Raw genomic sequence first — 14,729 nt, forward strand, 5'->3', positions numbered from 1 at the left:
CCTCCCGTCACACCGCGGATCACTCCGCGACTGGCCTGGAATCTAACAGCCCTGTTCATGAACCCGAGCCCGGCCCGGGCGCCGTCCCTGCCGGAGGCCGCACCCGGGGCCCCGCGGCGGACCGAAATCCCGCCGCCCTCAGCCGATTTCGTACCGCCTCTCGCAGTTAGCTAACAGCCCGATAACTGAAGGCATCTCTCCGCGTCCGCTCCCTTGACACCCCCGCGCGAACCGACGACTCTTCAACACATCACTTGTGGGAGCGCTCCCACGGTACCTGACACATACACATCCCGCACGTTCCCCGCCCGAGCCGCAGCGTGAACTAACGGGCCCAACAATGCAGTTGGCCGGGGGGTCGGCACGTCAGGGCAACAGGAGGACGCAATGCGAGCACGTACCCGAACCGCCCGCAGGGTGGTGGTCCTCGCGACGATCGCGTCGCTGGGCACCGGGCTGCTGGCCGGCTGTGCCGACGACGGCGACGACAGCTCCGGTTCGTCGTCGGAAGGCGGCGGCACGGGCAAGACCAAGATCACGCTCGGCCTCTTCGGCACCGCAGGCTTCGAGGAGTCCGGCCTGTACAAGGAGTACGAGAAGCTCCACCCGGACATCGACATCCAGCAGACCGTGGTGGAGCGCAACGAGAACTACTACCCGGCGCTCGTCAACCACCTCACCACCAACAGCGGCCTCCAGGACATCCAGATGGTCGAAGTCGGCAACATCGCCGAGATCGTCGAAACCCAGGCGTCCAAGCTGCTCGACCTGTCGAAGTACGGCAAGGAGAGCGACTACCTCGACTGGAAGTGGAAGCAGGCCACCACCAAGGACGGGCAGACGATCGGGGTCGGCACCGACATCGGTCCGATGGCCATCTGCTACCGCACAGACCTGTTCAAGGCGGCCGGTCTGCCCACCGACCGCGAGGAAGTCGGCAAACTGTGGGCCGGCAGCTGGGACAAGTTCGTCGACGTCGGCAAGCAGTACCAGGCGAAGGCCAAGGGCACCACCTTCCTGGACTCACCCGGCGGTCTGCTGCAGGCGATCCTCAGCAGTGAGACCGAGCGGTTCTACGACTCGGCCGGCGAGGTCATCTACAAGACGAACCCGGCCGTGAAGTCCGCGTTCGACCTCACCGCGCAGGCCGCCGAGGACGGACTGATCGGCAACCAGACGCAGTTCCAGCCCGCCTGGGACACGACGATCGCCAACAGCAAGTTCGCGGCGATGTCCTGCCCGCCGTGGATGCTCGGTTACATCAAGGGCAAGTCGAAGCCCGAAGCGGCCGGAAAGTGGGACGTCGCCCAGTCGCCCGTGTCCGGCAACTGGGGCGGCTCCTTCCTGACCGTGCCCAAGTCCGGCAAGAACACCGAAGAAGCCGCGAAGCTGGCCGCCTGGCTGACCGCGCCCGAGCAGCAGGCCAAGCTGTTCGGCGTGCAGGGCAGCTTCCCGAGCACTCCGGCGGCGTACGACTCGACCGCGGTGACGAGCGCGAAGAACGACATGACCGGTACGGCGCCGATCGGCACGATCTTCGCCGAGGCCGCCAAGAACATCCCGGTCCAGACGATCGGCCCGAAGGACCAGATCATCCAGCAGGGGCTGACCGACAACGGCGTGGTTCTCGTGACCCAGGGCAAGTCTCCCGAAGAAGCCTGGAACAACGCCGTGAAGACCATCGACAACAACCTGGAGAAGTGACCGGTATGTCCCCCCGGCACGACACCGCCGCGCCCCCCGAGAAGGAGGGGGGCGCGGCCCCGGCCGACCGGGCCCCGTCAAGTACGCCCGCGGAGACGGACGTTCGCCGCCGCGCCCGGCTCTCCCGCCGATGGCAGCGGGACATGCGCTGGAGCCCGTACGCCTTCGTCTCCCCGTTCTTCCTGCTCTTCCTCGCCTTCGGCCTCTTCCCGCTGATCTACACCGGCTGGGCCTCGCTGCACGCGGTGGAGCTGACGGCGCCCACCGACATGGACTGGGTGGGCCTGCGCAACTACACCCGGATCTTCGACGACGACTTCTTCTGGAACGCGGCGAAGAACACCCTGACCATCGGGATCATCTCCACCGTCCCGCAGCTGATGATGGCGATGGGTCTCGCCCACATCCTCAACTACAAGCTGCGCGGCTCGACCTTCTACCGGGTCGCGATGCTCGCGCCGTACGCCACGTCGATCGCCGCGGCCTCGCTCGTGTTCGTGCTGCTCTTCGGCCGTGACTACGGCATGATCAACTGGGTTCTGAACGCCGTCGGGATCGACAACATCGACTGGCAGAACGACAAGTGGCCCTCGCAGATAGCCGTTTCGTCGATCATCATCTGGCGCTGGACCGGCTACAACGCGCTGATCTATCTGGCGGCGATGCAGGCCATCCCGCAGGACCTGTACGAGTCGGCGGCCCTCGACGGGGCCTCGCGCTGGAAGCAGTTCCTGCACGTCACGTTGCCGTCGCTGCGCCCGACGATCCTGTTCACCGTCGTCGTCTCGACGATCGGCGCCAGCCAGGTGTTCGGCGAACCGCTCCTCTTCGACGCCAACAAGGGCGCGTCCGGCGGCGCCCAGCACCAGTTCCAGACGCTCGGCCTCTATCTGTACGAGCAGGGCTGGGTGAACCAGCACCTGGGCCGGGCCTCCGCCATCGCCTGGACCATGTTCTTGATCCTCATCGTGATCGGGATCGTCAACTACGTCATCTCGCGCCGGCTGCGCGCCAGTAGCTGAGCCAGCAGAAAGGAGTACCGGCCGTGACGACGACCCTGACGCCCCCGTCCGACCCCGTGAAGGAACCGCCCAAGCGTGCCCGGCGCCCCAAGTCGGCCCGTGCGGGCGGGCAGTTGCACGGCGGTCCGATCGCGTACGCCGTGCTCGTCCTGTTCACCATCGGCTCGCTCTTCCCGCTGGTGTGGACGGCGATCGCCGCCTCGCGCGACAACAACCGGCTGGCGCAGACACCGCCGCCGTTCTGGTTCGGCTCGGGCCTGTTCGACAAGCTCGAACTCGCCTGGAAGGACGCCAACCTGGGCGAGGCGATGCTCAACACCACGATCGTGGCCGGGATTTCGGCGGTCACCGTCGTCGTGATGTCCACGGTCGCCGGGTTCGCCTTCGCCAAGCTGCGCTTCAGGGGCCGTAACGCCATGATGCTGATCATCATCGGCACCATGATGATTCCGCCCCAACTCAGCGTGATCCCGCTGTACATGATGGTCGCCAAGCTCGACTGGTCCGACCAGCTCCAGGCAGTGATCTTCCCGTCCCTGGTGAGCGCCTTCGGTGTCTTCTTCATGCGGCAGTACCTGATCCAGGCGCTGCCGAACGAGCTGATCGAGGCGGCCCGGGTGGACGGCGCGAACAGCTGGCGGGTGATCTGGCACGTGGTGTTCCCGGCGGCGCGCCCCGCGATGGCCGTGCTCGGCATGCTCGTCTTCGTGCAGACCTGGAACGACTTCCTGTGGCCGTTCCTCGTGCTGACCCAGATGGGCAACCCGACCGTGCAGGTCGCGGTCGCGGGCCTCGGCCGCGGCTTCACCCCCGACCAGTCCCTGATCATGGCGGGCGCGCTGCTCGGCACGCTCCCGCTGCTGCTCGTCTTCGCGATCTTCGGCAAGCAGATCGTGGGCGGCATCATGCAGGGCGCCGTGAAGGGCTGACGCCCGTGTGGGGGCCGAGCCACCGCCGCCTCGGCCCCCTTCACCGCCCTTCCTCTCCCCCCTGTCCCCTCCCCCTCTTATCGTCGGCCTCCACGACCTCCTATGGGAGCGCTTCCATGCCTGAGCCTGTGACGCCCGTGACCTTCCCTCCCGCCTTCCTCTGGGGCGCGGCGACCTCCGCGTACCAGATCGAAGGGGCGGTACGGGAGGACGGCCGCACGCCCTCGATCTGGGACACCTTCAGCCATACGCCGGGCAGGACGGCGGGCGGCGAAACCGGTGACGTGGCCGTCGACCACTACCACCGCTACCGCGACGACGTGGCCCTGATGGCGGACCTCGGCCTGACCGCGTACCGCTTCTCGGTCTCCTGGTCCCGGGTGCAGCCGACCGGCCGCGGTCCCGCGGTCCAGCGCGGCCTGGACTTCTACCGCCGGCTGGTCGACGAGCTGCTCGCGCACGGCATCAAACCGGCCCTCACCCTCTACCACTGGGACCTCCCCCAGGAGCTGGAGGACGCGGGCGGCTGGCCCGAGCGCGACACCGCGCTGCGTTTCGCCGAGTACGCGCAGATAATGGGCGAGGCGCTGGGCGACCGCGTCGAGCAGTGGATCACCCTCAACGAGCCCTGGTGCAGCGCCTTTCTGGGGTACGGCTCCGGGGTGCACGCGCCCGGCCGCACCGACCCGGCGGCGTCGCTGCGTGCGGCGCACCATCTGAACCTGGCGCACGGCCTGGGCACTTCGGCCCTGCGCGCCGCGATGCCCGCCCGCAACTCGGTCGCGGTGAGCCTCAACTCCTCGGTCGTCAGGCCGGTTTCGCAGGACCCGGCCGACCTGTCGGCGGCGCGGCGCATCGACGACCTCGCCAACGGGGTCTTCCATGGCCCGATGCTGCACGGAACCTACCCGGAGGGCCTGTTCGCGGCGACGGCGTCGGTCACCGACTGGTCGTACGTCCTGGACGGCGATCTCGCGCTGATCAAACAGCCCTTGGACGCACTCGGCCTCAACTACTACACACCGGCGCTGGTTTCGGCGGCGGAGACCGTGACGGACGGCCCGCGAGCGGACGGCCACGGCGCGAGCTCGCACTCCCCGTGGCCGGGCGCGGACGACGTCGCCTTCCACCAGACCCCGGGCGAGCGTACGGAGATGGGCTGGACGATCGACCCGACGGGCCTGCACGACCTGATCATGCGCTATGTCCGCGAGGCCCCCGGCCTGCCGATCTACATCACCGAGAACGGCGCCGCGTACGACGACAAGCCGGACCCCGACGGCCGGGTCCACGACCCCGAGCGGATCGCGTACCTCCACGGCCACCTCGCCGCCGTACGCCGCGCCATCACCGACGGCGCGGACGTCCGCGGCTACTACCTCTGGTCCCTGATGGACAACTTCGAGTGGGCGTACGGCTACGGGAAGCGCTTCGGCGCGGTGTATGTGGACTACGCGACCCTGGAACGTACGCCGAAATCGAGTGCCCGGTGGTATGGGGAAGCGGCGCGTACGGGGGTACTACCGGGGGTGGCCACCGAGTAGGGGGAGAGGGGCGGGGCGCGGCACGGTGAGGGGAGTGCCGCGCCCCTTGGGCTTTGATCGCGCTGTCGAGCACAGGCCCGCTGGCTGGTCAGGCCCCTGATTCACAGGAAGCCGAGTACAACCAACCCCCGCGATCACAGGTCCAGTTCGTCGGCGGCGCCACGCCTGTGCGCCGCCGACGAACCGCTCCCTGGGGGGAAGCACCGTGAGACGTTCCACCATCACCACCCGCGTACTCGGGGGCTCGGCACTCGCCTGCGTCGCCGTCGCCCTGGCACTGGTCTTCGTGCGGTACGACGCACCGGCCCCGCGCACCGACATCCTCGCGGCGCTCGGTCTTGCGGCCGTCGCCGTGGCCGGCTGGGCGTTGGCGTGCCGTACGGCGCCGGCGCTCGGACCGGCGCCGACACCGGAGCCGAGTGACTCGCTGCCTCGTCGACTCCCGCTGCCCAAGCGGGACTTGGGCACGGTCATCGGCTTTCTTCTCCTGGCCCTGACGCCCTACTCGGCGCACCGGCTCGCGCAGGGGCCCGGCGGCGGAGGAGTGTTCCTCGGCCTTGTGGGGCTGCTCCTGGTCGTGGTGACGGTGAAGGCGATGCTCTTCGCCCGCAAGGCGACGACCATGAAGCAGCGGCTGCAGAAGCTGAAGGTGCTGGCCGAGGACGCGGAACAGGGCGAGGTGTACGCGGTGCGGGTGCGGGCCGGCGAGCCCGTGCGGATGCGGTTCAGTGAGCGGGGCGACAAGCCCGGCGCGGTGGATGTCTCGTACTGGCACTGGATCGTCCTGCGGGAGGGCGCACGCGAGATCAGGTTGGCCGCGCCGCGCGAGGACGTGGCGCGGGCGGCCGTACGGTTCGGCGGCCAGGAAGGGTGGCTGTACCTGCCCAAGCGCTGGAAGCTGATCGACGACGAGCTGCCCACGGCGTTCGTCGCGGACGGCGGCGAGGCGCTGCTGGGCCTCACGGATCCGGACGAGGTCCGCGCCTACCTGGTCAAGGACCTCCGTACGACATCGCCCGACTGCACCGCGCGCCGCGTACCGTCGACCGCCAAGTTCCGCGCACCGGTTCATCTCCCCTTGCTCGGCGGGGCGTTGCTCGGGACCCTCCTCGCCCTCCCCGTACTCCTTCTCGGCGACGACGTGCCCACTGCGGCGGCGTGGTTCCTGTGCGCGCTCGCGGTGGGCTCGGCCGTGACGGGGGCGCTGCGCGGGGGCGGCGACGGGGCGACGCGGGCGGTCCTGTCCGATGTGGCGTGGACTCAGCAGGACGAGACGGATCCGTCCATCGCGTAGGCACATGGTGCCCGGGAACGCGCCGCGCGCCCCGGCCGGGTGGTGGGGGGAAGGACCCGGCCGGGGCGCGCAGCCCCCGTGCGGAGATGGTCGGTTGGCGAATCGGGGGCTAGTTGTTGGCGGCGAAGGCCTGCGAGAAGGCGTTCGCGTCCTGGACGATCGAGCTGCACGTCGCGTCGGCGAAGTTCTTCGCACCGCCCGCGCACTGCTTGTCGCGGGTGGCGGACCACATCGAGAGCCAGCCGAGGCCCTTCGACTTGGCGAAGGCGACCAGCTGGGTGGCGTCCTCGACCTTGAAGATCTCCGTCGTCACGTCGTTGACGCCGATCATCGGGGTGACGGCGACGGCCTTCCAGGCGGCACTGTCGGAGAGCCCGAGGACGCTCTTGACCTGGGCCTGTGTCGCGGTCGCGGCCTGCTCGGCGTACGTGCCCATGTCACCGCTGTACGCGGGGCCGTAGTCCATCGCCATGATGTTGACGGTGTTGATGGAGACGCCGTTCGACTTGGCGTTGGACAGGAGGTTCACGCCGTCCTGGGTGAGGCCCTCGGGCATCACCGGGAGCGTGAACGACACGTCCAGCGACGGGTGTTGCTGCTGGAGCTTCGCGATGGCCTGAGCGCGGCGGGTGTTGGCGGCCGTGTCGGGCAACGCGCCGCCCTCCACGTCGAAGTCGGCCTTCGTGAGGTCGAACGCGTCCACGACCTTGCCGTACGCCGTCGCCAGCGCGTCCGCAGAAGAGCACGTGGTCGCCAGTTCCGAGCCGGACGCCCCGCCGAAGGAGACGCGGACATCGCCGCCCTTCGCCCGCAGGGCACCGATCTGCGAGGCCACCCCGTCACTGGCGAGCTCGGTCACGCCGCCCCACTTGGGTGTGCAGCCGCCGCCGTCCGTGATGAAGGCGAGGTTGTAGTCCTTCACGCCGGTGGCCGTGGCTGCGGCGAGCAGGTCGAAGGCGGGGTAGAGGGAGGTGTCGACGTAGGGCGCGAAGCCGGCGCTGGTGGTGGTGCCGCTGCCGGAGGTCTCGGAGGGGGTGGGGGTCGCCGTCGGGGTCGCGCTCTGGGTGGGGGTGGCGCTCTGCGTGGGTGTCGCGGTCACGGTCGGGGTCGGGGTCGCCGTCTCCGTCGGGCGGCCGCTCGGCTCCGGGGTCGCGCCGCTGTCCACCGAGCAGTTGGCACTGTCGATGAGACAGCCCGTCGGGTCCGCGGAACCGTTCACGACGAACCCGACGGTGACGGACTCACCGGCCGCGAGGCCGTCCTTGTCCCAGGACGGCGGCTGCACGGTGACGTGCTGCCCGCTCACCGTCGACTCGCCGTTCCACAGTGAGCTGAGCGTGGCGCCGGAGGGCAGGTCGAACTCCAGCGTCCAGTCCCCCTTCGCCTGGCCGCTGTCGTTGGTGATGACGTACTGCGCGGTGTAGCCGGTCGACCAGTCACTGGTCTTGGTGTACGCGGCTCCGACGCCGGCCGCCTGCGCGGTCCCGGAGAGCAGGACGGCGCCACCGCCGACCAGGGCCGCGGCGAGGAGGCCGCCTATCGCCTTGTTCCTGCCGCTGATCTTGCGCCGGTGCGTACTGCTCATCGCGTGTGCCTGCCTTCGCGGTTCACGGGGGTGGGGGTGCGGCAGCACGCTAGCGATCCGGAATCGGGCAAAACTCCCCATCCGGACGGCTGTTGGCGATCTTAGGGTGCGCTTAAGGGAGACATCGGGGACGGTTAAAGGTCGAGACCAATTCGAGGGCTGAGCGCCGGAGCGTCAACGAACACGTTCGTTAGGAACTTGTTCGTGACGAACATGTTCGTTATGCTCGACGTATGGCACCCGATACACCACCCAGCCGCCGGGAACGCCCGGCCAAACCGGCCCTGACACGGGACGGCATCGTCGCCACCGCCGTCGGGATCATGCGCGCCGAAGGCCTGCAGAAGGTCACCATGCGGCGGCTGGCGCAGGAGCTGGACACCGGCCCGGCCTCGCTGTACGTGTACGTCCGCAACACCGCGGAGCTGCACGCGGCCGTCCTGGACGAGCTCCTGGGAACCGTCGAGTCGCCCCCGGCCGACGAGGGCGACTGGCGCGAGCGCCTGGAGCAGGTCCTCAGCTCGTACACCGGGGTGCTCTTCGAGCACCGGGGCCTGGCCCAGTCCGCTCTGGTGGCCCGCCCCAGCGGAGAGCACTACCTGAACCTCGTCGAAAGGCTGCTGGCCCTGCTGGACGAGGGCGGCGTGCCGCCCGGACAGGCGGCCTGGGGCGTGGACCTGCTGCTGCAGGTCGCCACCGCGACCACGGCCGAGCACGCCGTCCAGGACCGGGCCGCCAGAGCCCAGGACGACTGGGACGCCCTCACCCACGCCCTTCACAGCGCTTCCGGCGACACCCACCCGCACATCGCCTCGCTCGCCGACGAACTCCTGTCAGGCACCCCGAAAGCACGTATGACCTGGGGTTTCCAGATGCTGATCAACGGCATCCTGCACACCCCCACGCCCGCCTGAACCCAAGGAGCACGATCATGACCACCACCACGCCCACTCACCACCCCGTAACCGTCATCGGCGCCGGGCTCGGCGGCCTCACCCTCGCCCGGGTCCTGCACGTCAACGGCATCGAAGCCGCCGTCTACGACCTCGACGCCTCCCCGGCGGCCCGCACCCAGGGCGGCATGCTCGACATCCACGAGGAGTCCGGACAGGCCGCCCTGCGCGCCGCCGCCCTCCATGAGGAGTTCCGTACGCTCATCCACCCCGGCGGCGAGGCCATGCGCATCCTCGACAAGCACGCCGTCATCCGTTTGAAGCAGGACGACGGCGGCGACGGCGGCCGCCCCGAGGTCGAGCGCGGCCAACTGCGCGACCTGCTGCTCGGCTCGCTGCCCGAGGGCACCGTCCGCTGGGGTGCGAAGGCCACCGGCGCCCGCCCGCTCGGCGACGGCCGGCACGAGGTGACCCTCGCCGACGGCTCCGTCCTCACCACCGACCTGCTGATCGGCGCCGACGGAGCCTGGTCCCGGATCCGTCCGCTGGTCTCCTCCGCCACTCCCGCCTACTCCGGCCTGTCCTTCGTCGAGGCGGACCTGCCCGACGCCGACGCCCGCCACCCCGACAGCGCGGCCGTCGTCGGCGGCGGCATGCTCTTGGCCCTCGGCGCGGACAAGGGTTTCCTCGCCCACCGCGAGACCGACGGCAGCCTGCACGTCTACACCGCGATCAAGGCCCCCGAGGAGTGGCTCGACGGCATCGACTTCACCGACACCGACCTGGCCAAGGCGACCGTTCTCGATCACTTCCCCGACTGGGACAGGAGCCTGCGGGCGCTGCTCGCCGACGCCGACGGCCCGCTGGTCCCCCGCCGGATCCACACCCTGCCCGTCGGCCACCGCTGGGACCGCGTCCCCGGCGTCACCCTGCTCGGCGACGCCGCCCACCTGATGTCACCGTTCGCCGGCGAGGGCGCCAACCTCGCCATGCTCGACGGAGCCGAACTGGGCACCGCCCTCGCGGCGCACCCCGGCGACACCGAGGCCGCGCTCGCCGCCTACGAGCAGGCACTGTTCCCGCGCAGCGAGGCCGCCGCTGCAGAGTCCGCCGAGAGTCTCGTCGTCTGCTTCCGCGACGACGCCCCTCAGGGGATGCTCGACATGTTCGCCGGCTTCCAGGCGGAGGCGGAAGCCCGGGCAGAGGGCCAGGCGGAGACGCAGTCGGACTGACCGCCCGCGGACTGACCGCCCGGTCGGCGCAGACGGGTGTCGACCCAGACCTGCCCGGTCGGTTCGGACAGGCGTCAGCCCAGGCCCACGCGATCGGTCGACGCAGACAGGCGTCAGCCCACACCCACACCGCGCCGCCGACGCCGTACGGACCCCCGGTGCCCCCGCCGAACGGGCGCCCGCCCGTCCAGCTGGATCCAGATCCGCACCTCCGTCCCCCCGAGCACCGACGACCCGATCCGCACATCCCCGCCCGTCGACTCCGCGAGCCGTCGCACGATGTCCAGGCCGAGCCCTGTCGAGCCGTCGCTCCCGGACCCGCGGCCACGCGCCATCGCCGCCTCCGCGTCCACGATCCCGGGACCCGCGTCCGACACCAGCACGATCACGGCGTCCTCGCCGTTGTGCACGTCGACCGCGAAGGCGGTGCCCTCCGGGGTGTGCCGGAAGACATTGCCGAGCAGCGCGTCGAGGGAGGCCACCAGGTCGGCGCGGGCGACCGGTATTCGTACCGGCCGGTCCACGCCCGCGACCCGCACCTTGCGCCCCTCGTCCTCCGCGAGCGCCGACCAGAAGTCCATCCGCTCGCGCACGACCTCGGACGCGTCGCACCCGGCGACGGCGGCGATCGCCGCCGTCTGCGGCTTCGCCTCGCGGGCCGTCCGGATGATCGTGTCGACCTCGCGCTCCAACTGCGCGACGGCCGCCCGGGTCTGCTCGGCGGCCGGCCCGTCACCGAGCGAGGCCGTGTTGAGCCGCAGCACGGTCAGCGGTGTGCGCAGGCGGTGGGAGAGATCGGCCGCCAACTCCCGTTCGTTCGCGAGCAGTTGTACGACCTGATCGGCCATCGAGTTGAACGCGACCGCCGCGAGGCGCAGCTCGGTCGGTCCCTCCTCGGGCACCCGCGCCCCCAGCTTGCCCTCCCCCAACTCGTGCGCGCCCTCGACCAGTCGCTGCGCGGGCTGCACCATCCGCACGCCCAGCCGGTCGGCCACCGCGACCGAGCCGATGATGAGCGCGACGCCGACCGCGGCGAGCACCGCCCAGGCCGTGCCGATGCCGTTGCTGACCTCGGACTCGGGGACGTACACCTCGACGACCGCGATCTCGCCCGAGCTCAGCGCGACTGGCTGGAGCAGGGTGGAGCCGCCGGGGACCTCCGTGGTGGAGGCGCGGCCCAGCTTCCGGATCGTGGCGATGTCCTCGGCGGCGGCGCGCTCCTTGCCGATCTCGACCGCGGCCGCGCCGTCGGCGGCCGGTATGTGCACGGCCATGCCCTGGTCCGAACCCGCGGACGCGACGACCCGCTCCAACTGGTCCCGGTCGGTGGTGATGGAGAGCGCGGGCGCGATCGCGGCGGCCTCCCGCTCGGCGTTCGAGAACGCCCGGTCCCTGGCCATCTCCTTGATGACAAGCCCGAGCGGCACCGCGAAAGCAACAACGACCATCGTGGTCACCGCCACACACACCTTGACCAGCGCCCACCTCATGACGCCCACCCCTCGCCCCGTGCCCACCTCATAGCGGCGGCTCCGCCCTCGGCGGTTCCAGCTTCACGCCGACACCCCGCAGGGTGTGCAGATAGCGCGGCCGCGCCGCCGTCTCACCCAACTTCCGCCGCAGCCAGGACAGATGGACGTCAATGGTCTGATCGTCCCCGTACGACTGCTGCCACACCTCGGCGAGCAGCTCCTTGCGCGCCACGACGACACCGGGCCGCCCGGCCAGGAAGGCGAGCAGGTCGAACTCGCGCCGCGTGAGATCCAGCCGTACGCCGTCCAGCTCGGCCTGGCGGCGCAGCGGGTCGATGGCGAGCCCGCCGACCCTGATGACCGTGGACGGAGGCGCGTCCCCCGCGGGCACCCGGGCGCGGCGCAGGACGGCCGCCATCCGCGCCGACAGGTGCTCGACCGAGAACGGCTTGGTCAGATAGTCGTCCGCGCCGTCGTTCAACAAGCGGACGATCTCGGTCTCGTCGTCGCGCGCGGTGGCGATGATCACCGGGACGTCGGTGATTCCGCGCAGCATCTTCAGCGCCTCGGCCCCGTCCAGATCGGGCAGACCGAGGTCGAGGATCACGACGTCGAAGGAGAAATGCGCGACCTCGCGCAGCGCCTCAAGGGCGGTGCCGACGCTGCGCACGGTGTGCGCGGCATCGGTCAGATGCCGGATGAGGGCTGAGCGTACGAACTGGTCGTCCTCGACCACGAGCACACTTGCCATGGGCAGGACCGTACGCCATCCGGGCGAGCCGCTCCGGTGCCTGTGGATAACTCGGTACGAGTCCGTACGAGGTGGTTGTGGACGACCCGACTCGACCACCCGACTCCACAACAGACCGAACAACCCGGTGTGCGCAAAGCCTGCGACACCCGTGGGACGCGTGGGGCGGTCGTGAGGCAGTATGGCCGCGATGCGCAGAGGACTCGTACACGTACTCGCTTGGTCGCTCGCCACGGGCGCGGCGGTCACGCTGTCGTGGTGGGGTGTCCACACCGTGATGGCGGGGACGGCCTACGACCCGCCGCGCGCCCTGCCCATCACGGCGGGCGACGCCACGACGCAGGAGGCGAAGGCGCTCGCCTCCTCGACCGAGCGGGCCAAGCCGTCGGAGAGCCCGTCGAGCAAGGCGCCGGAGAGCCCCGAGCCGAGCTCGACGCCCTCGAAGACTCCCGGTGCCAGCCCCTCTCCGAGCTCGTCCGGCGCCTCGTCCGGCCAGGTCAAGAGCTACGACACCGAAGGCGGCCGGGCGGTCTTCGCCCTCGGCAAGACGTCCGCGACGCTCGTCTCGGCGACCCCGGCCTCGGGCTGGTCGATGCAGGTGTGGAAGACGGAGACCTGGATCCGGGTGGAGTACGCCTCGGGCGCGGACCGGGTGTCGGTGTTCTGCACATGGCACGACAGCGCGCCTCGGGTGCAGATCGGGACGTACTGAGCGCTGGTCCGGGACGGCGGCTCAGCGGAACACCGAGGGTGGTGGCGCCGGTGACGCCACCGCCGCCGCGTCCGTGACCGGTGCCGCTCCCCCGGTGAAGTCGGCTAGTTCCTTGCCGTGTTCGACCCGTCCGGGGTGCGGGTCCGAGGCCGCTCGGCGGGTCAGCTCGGCCAGCGGGAGGGGCCTGGCGGAGCCCACGAGGACGGCGTTTCCGAAGCGTTTGCCGCGCAGCACCGTCGGGTCGGCGATCAGCGCCAGTTCGGGGAAGACGGCCGCGGCGGTGGCGATCTGGCCGCGCAGATGCGCGAGCGGCGGCCCGTCGGCGAGGTTGGCGGCGTACAGGCCGTCCGGTTTGACGGCCCTGCGGACGTCGGTGAGGAACTCGACCGAGGTGAGGTGCGCCGGAGTGCGTGCCCCGCTGAACACATCCGCGATCACCAGGTCCGCCCAGCCGTCCGGCACCTTCGCGAGGCCTTCGCGGGCGTCCATGGAACGCACCCGGATACGGGCGCCGGGGTCCAAGGGCAGTTCGCGGCGGACCAGTTGGACGAGGGTCGCGTCGCGTTCGACGACCTGCTGGGTGGAGCGGGGGCGGGTCGCGGCGGTGTAGCGGGCGAGGGTGAGGGCGCCGCCGCCGAGGTGTACGGCGTGTACGGGTTTGCCGGGCGGGGCGACGAGGTCGATGACGTGGCCGAGGCGGCGCTGGTACTCGAAGTTCAGATAGGCGGGGTCGTCCAGGTCGACGTGCGACTGCGGGGCGCCGTCGATCAGCAGGGTCCAGGCGCGCGCCCGGTCCCGGTCGGGCATCAGCTCGGCGAGCCCGCCGTCGACCGCCTCGACGACGGCCTCTGCGGCGGCCGCCTGCCCGCGCCGTGCACCGCGCCCGGCGTCACGTCCCGCGTCGCGCCCGTCGTCGGACCGCTTGTTCCTCGCCCTTGCCATCCCGCCATTATCGGGGCGTACGGGCGGGTCGGCTCAGCGGCGGATTCCTGGACGGATTCACCGGCGGCCTTCGGGGCGGCTCAGCGGCAGTTGTCCGCGGCCTCGATGAGCCGCGCCGCCTCGCCGAGGGCCGCCCGTAGCACCGCCGGGTCGGTCGCGAGGTCCGCGTCGCCGGGCGGAAGCAGCCAGTCCGAGCCCTCGACCGGGGGCTCGGGGGCCAGCCTGAGGCCCGCTCCGTTGGTGTGCGTACAGGTGCTTCCCGGCACGTCCCAGGCGTCCGCGGTGCCTGGCGGCACCAGGAAGCCGAGGGTGTCGCAGCCGTCGTCGTGAAGCACGGGTCCGACGGCGTCGCCGGAGCCGCGGCGGAGGATGTCGACCGCCTCCAGGCCCTGCCGCGTCGGCACCGTCACCAGATCGCAGTCGGCGACCGGCTCCGGTGGGGCACCGCACTCCGGCGAGACACTGCACTCCGGCGACGGCCGGTGCTGCGCGGTCGACAGCGACGTACGGAACTCTGCGCTCTGCCTGGTCTCCATCCCGGCCTCCAACACGGAACCCCTCCTCCTGACGAGTGGGTCGGGAGTTCGGGTGGCTCCCGGTCCACAGGGTTCAACGCACCATCGCGTCAACGGCTACGGCACAACACCGC

General features: G+C 70.6%; 13 protein-coding genes. 8 read left to right on the top strand and 5 right to left on the bottom strand.

The window, feature by feature from the left end; all coding sequences use genetic code 11:
- Positions 1 to 387: 387 nt before the first annotated feature.
- The 5 genes from OG219_RS18195 to OG219_RS18215 all read left to right on the top strand — a co-directional run bounded on the left by OG219_RS18195 (position 388) and on the right by OG219_RS18215 (position 6,493).
- Positions 388 to 1,704: an extracellular solute-binding protein gene (locus tag OG219_RS18195; RefSeq protein WP_266827859.1), complete on the top strand. Its 1,317-nt coding sequence runs from the start codon at positions 388 to 390 to the stop codon at positions 1,702 to 1,704.
- Between the two features lie 5 nt (positions 1,705 to 1,709).
- The gene (locus OG219_RS18200; RefSeq protein WP_266836135.1) at positions 1,710 to 2,726 is read left to right on the top strand and encodes a carbohydrate ABC transporter permease; all 1,017 of its coding nucleotides are present in this window, start codon (positions 1,710 to 1,712) and stop codon (positions 2,724 to 2,726) included.
- Positions 2,727 to 2,749: 23 nt separating this feature from the next.
- The gene (locus OG219_RS18205) at positions 2,750 to 3,655 is read left to right on the top strand and encodes a carbohydrate ABC transporter permease (RefSeq protein WP_266827861.1); all 906 of its coding nucleotides are present in this window, start codon (positions 2,750 to 2,752) and stop codon (positions 3,653 to 3,655) included.
- 116 nt (positions 3,656 to 3,771) lie between these two features.
- Positions 3,772 to 5,199 carry a GH1 family beta-glucosidase gene (locus OG219_RS18210; protein ID WP_266827863.1) on the top strand — a complete coding sequence of 476 codons (1,428 nt, stop codon included), beginning with the start codon at positions 3,772 to 3,774 and terminating at the stop codon, positions 5,197 to 5,199.
- A gap of 205 nt (positions 5,200 to 5,404) precedes the next feature.
- Positions 5,405 to 6,493 (top strand): hypothetical protein, encoded by a 1,089-nt coding sequence (locus OG219_RS18215; RefSeq protein WP_266827865.1) that lies wholly within the window; start codon positions 5,405 to 5,407, stop codon positions 6,491 to 6,493.
- A gap of 109 nt (positions 6,494 to 6,602) precedes the next feature.
- Here the strand turns inward: OG219_RS18215 and OG219_RS18220 are convergent, their stop codons facing one another.
- A complete protein-coding gene (locus tag OG219_RS18220; protein WP_266827867.1) occupies positions 6,603 to 8,078 on the bottom strand; it encodes a cellulose binding domain-containing protein in 1,476 nt (491 codons plus the stop codon).
- 233 nt (positions 8,079 to 8,311) lie between these two features.
- Here OG219_RS18220 and OG219_RS18225 point away from each other — a divergent pair, with 233 nt between their 5' ends.
- Together OG219_RS18225 and OG219_RS18230 are read left to right on the top strand one after the other, a co-directional pair.
- Entirely contained in the window at positions 8,312 to 8,992 is a 681-nt protein-coding gene (locus tag OG219_RS18225) for a TetR/AcrR family transcriptional regulator (protein ID WP_266827869.1), read from the top strand.
- A 17-nt stretch (positions 8,993 to 9,009) separates the two neighbouring features.
- Complete coding sequence (locus OG219_RS18230; RefSeq protein WP_266827871.1) at positions 9,010 to 10,203, top strand: NAD(P)/FAD-dependent oxidoreductase; 1,194 nt, start codon at positions 9,010 to 9,012, stop codon at positions 10,201 to 10,203.
- A 113-nt stretch (positions 10,204 to 10,316) separates the two neighbouring features.
- Here OG219_RS18230 and OG219_RS18235 read toward each other — a convergent pair whose 3' ends face one another.
- On the bottom strand, positions 10,317 to 11,693 hold the full coding sequence (locus OG219_RS18235) for a HAMP domain-containing sensor histidine kinase (RefSeq protein WP_266827873.1): 1,377 nt from the start codon (positions 11,691 to 11,693) through the stop codon (positions 10,317 to 10,319).
- Between the two features lie 28 nt (positions 11,694 to 11,721).
- Positions 11,722 to 12,426, bottom strand: a complete 705-nt coding sequence (locus tag OG219_RS18240; protein WP_266827875.1) for a response regulator transcription factor — start codon at positions 12,424 to 12,426, stop codon at positions 11,722 to 11,724.
- Positions 12,427 to 12,616: 190 nt separating this feature from the next.
- Between OG219_RS18240 and OG219_RS18245 the strand changes: the two genes are divergently transcribed.
- Entirely contained in the window at positions 12,617 to 13,138 is a 522-nt protein-coding gene (locus tag OG219_RS18245; RefSeq protein ID WP_266827877.1) for a hypothetical protein, read from the top strand.
- Between the two features lie 21 nt (positions 13,139 to 13,159).
- Here OG219_RS18245 and OG219_RS18250 read toward each other — a convergent pair whose 3' ends face one another.
- Both OG219_RS18250 and OG219_RS18255 read right to left on the bottom strand, forming a co-directional pair.
- Entirely contained in the window at positions 13,160 to 14,080 is a 921-nt protein-coding gene (locus OG219_RS18250) for a spermidine synthase (protein ID WP_266827879.1), read from the bottom strand.
- Positions 14,081 to 14,160: 80 nt separating this feature from the next.
- Positions 14,161 to 14,616: a hypothetical protein gene (locus tag OG219_RS18255; RefSeq protein WP_266827881.1), complete on the bottom strand. Its 456-nt coding sequence runs from the start codon at positions 14,614 to 14,616 to the stop codon at positions 14,161 to 14,163.
- Positions 14,617 to 14,729: the final 113 nt, after the last annotated feature.

Source organism: Streptomyces sp. NBC_00038, assembly GCF_026343635.1.
Lineage (GTDB): Bacteria > Actinomycetota > Actinomycetes > Streptomycetales > Streptomycetaceae > Streptomyces.

Coding starts and splice junctions, on each gene's coding strand:
- OG219_RS18195 (WP_266827859.1), top strand. CDS start 388: ATGCGAGCACGTACCCGAACCGCCCGCAGGGTGGTGGTCCTCGCGACG.
- OG219_RS18200 (WP_266836135.1), top strand. CDS start 1,710: ATGTCCCCCCGGCACGACACCGCCGCGCCCCCCGAGAAGGAGGGGGGC.
- OG219_RS18210 (WP_266827863.1), top strand. CDS start 3,772: ATGCCTGAGCCTGTGACGCCCGTGACCTTCCCTCCCGCCTTCCTCTGG.
- OG219_RS18220 (WP_266827867.1), bottom strand. CDS start 8,078: ATGAGCAGTACGCACCGGCGCAAGATCAGCGGCAGGAACAAGGCGATA.
- OG219_RS18225 (WP_266827869.1), top strand. CDS start 8,312: ATGGCACCCGATACACCACCCAGCCGCCGGGAACGCCCGGCCAAACCG.
- OG219_RS18230 (WP_266827871.1), top strand. CDS start 9,010: ATGACCACCACCACGCCCACTCACCACCCCGTAACCGTCATCGGCGCC.
- OG219_RS18235 (WP_266827873.1), bottom strand. CDS start 11,693: ATGAGGTGGGCGCTGGTCAAGGTGTGTGTGGCGGTGACCACGATGGTC.
- OG219_RS18240 (WP_266827875.1), bottom strand. CDS start 12,426: ATGGCAAGTGTGCTCGTGGTCGAGGACGACCAGTTCGTACGCTCAGCC.
- OG219_RS18245 (WP_266827877.1), top strand. CDS start 12,617: ATGCGCAGAGGACTCGTACACGTACTCGCTTGGTCGCTCGCCACGGGC.
- OG219_RS18250 (WP_266827879.1), bottom strand. CDS start 14,080: ATGGCAAGGGCGAGGAACAAGCGGTCCGACGACGGGCGCGACGCGGGA.
- OG219_RS18255 (WP_266827881.1), bottom strand. CDS start 14,616: ATGGAGACCAGGCAGAGCGCAGAGTTCCGTACGTCGCTGTCGACCGCG.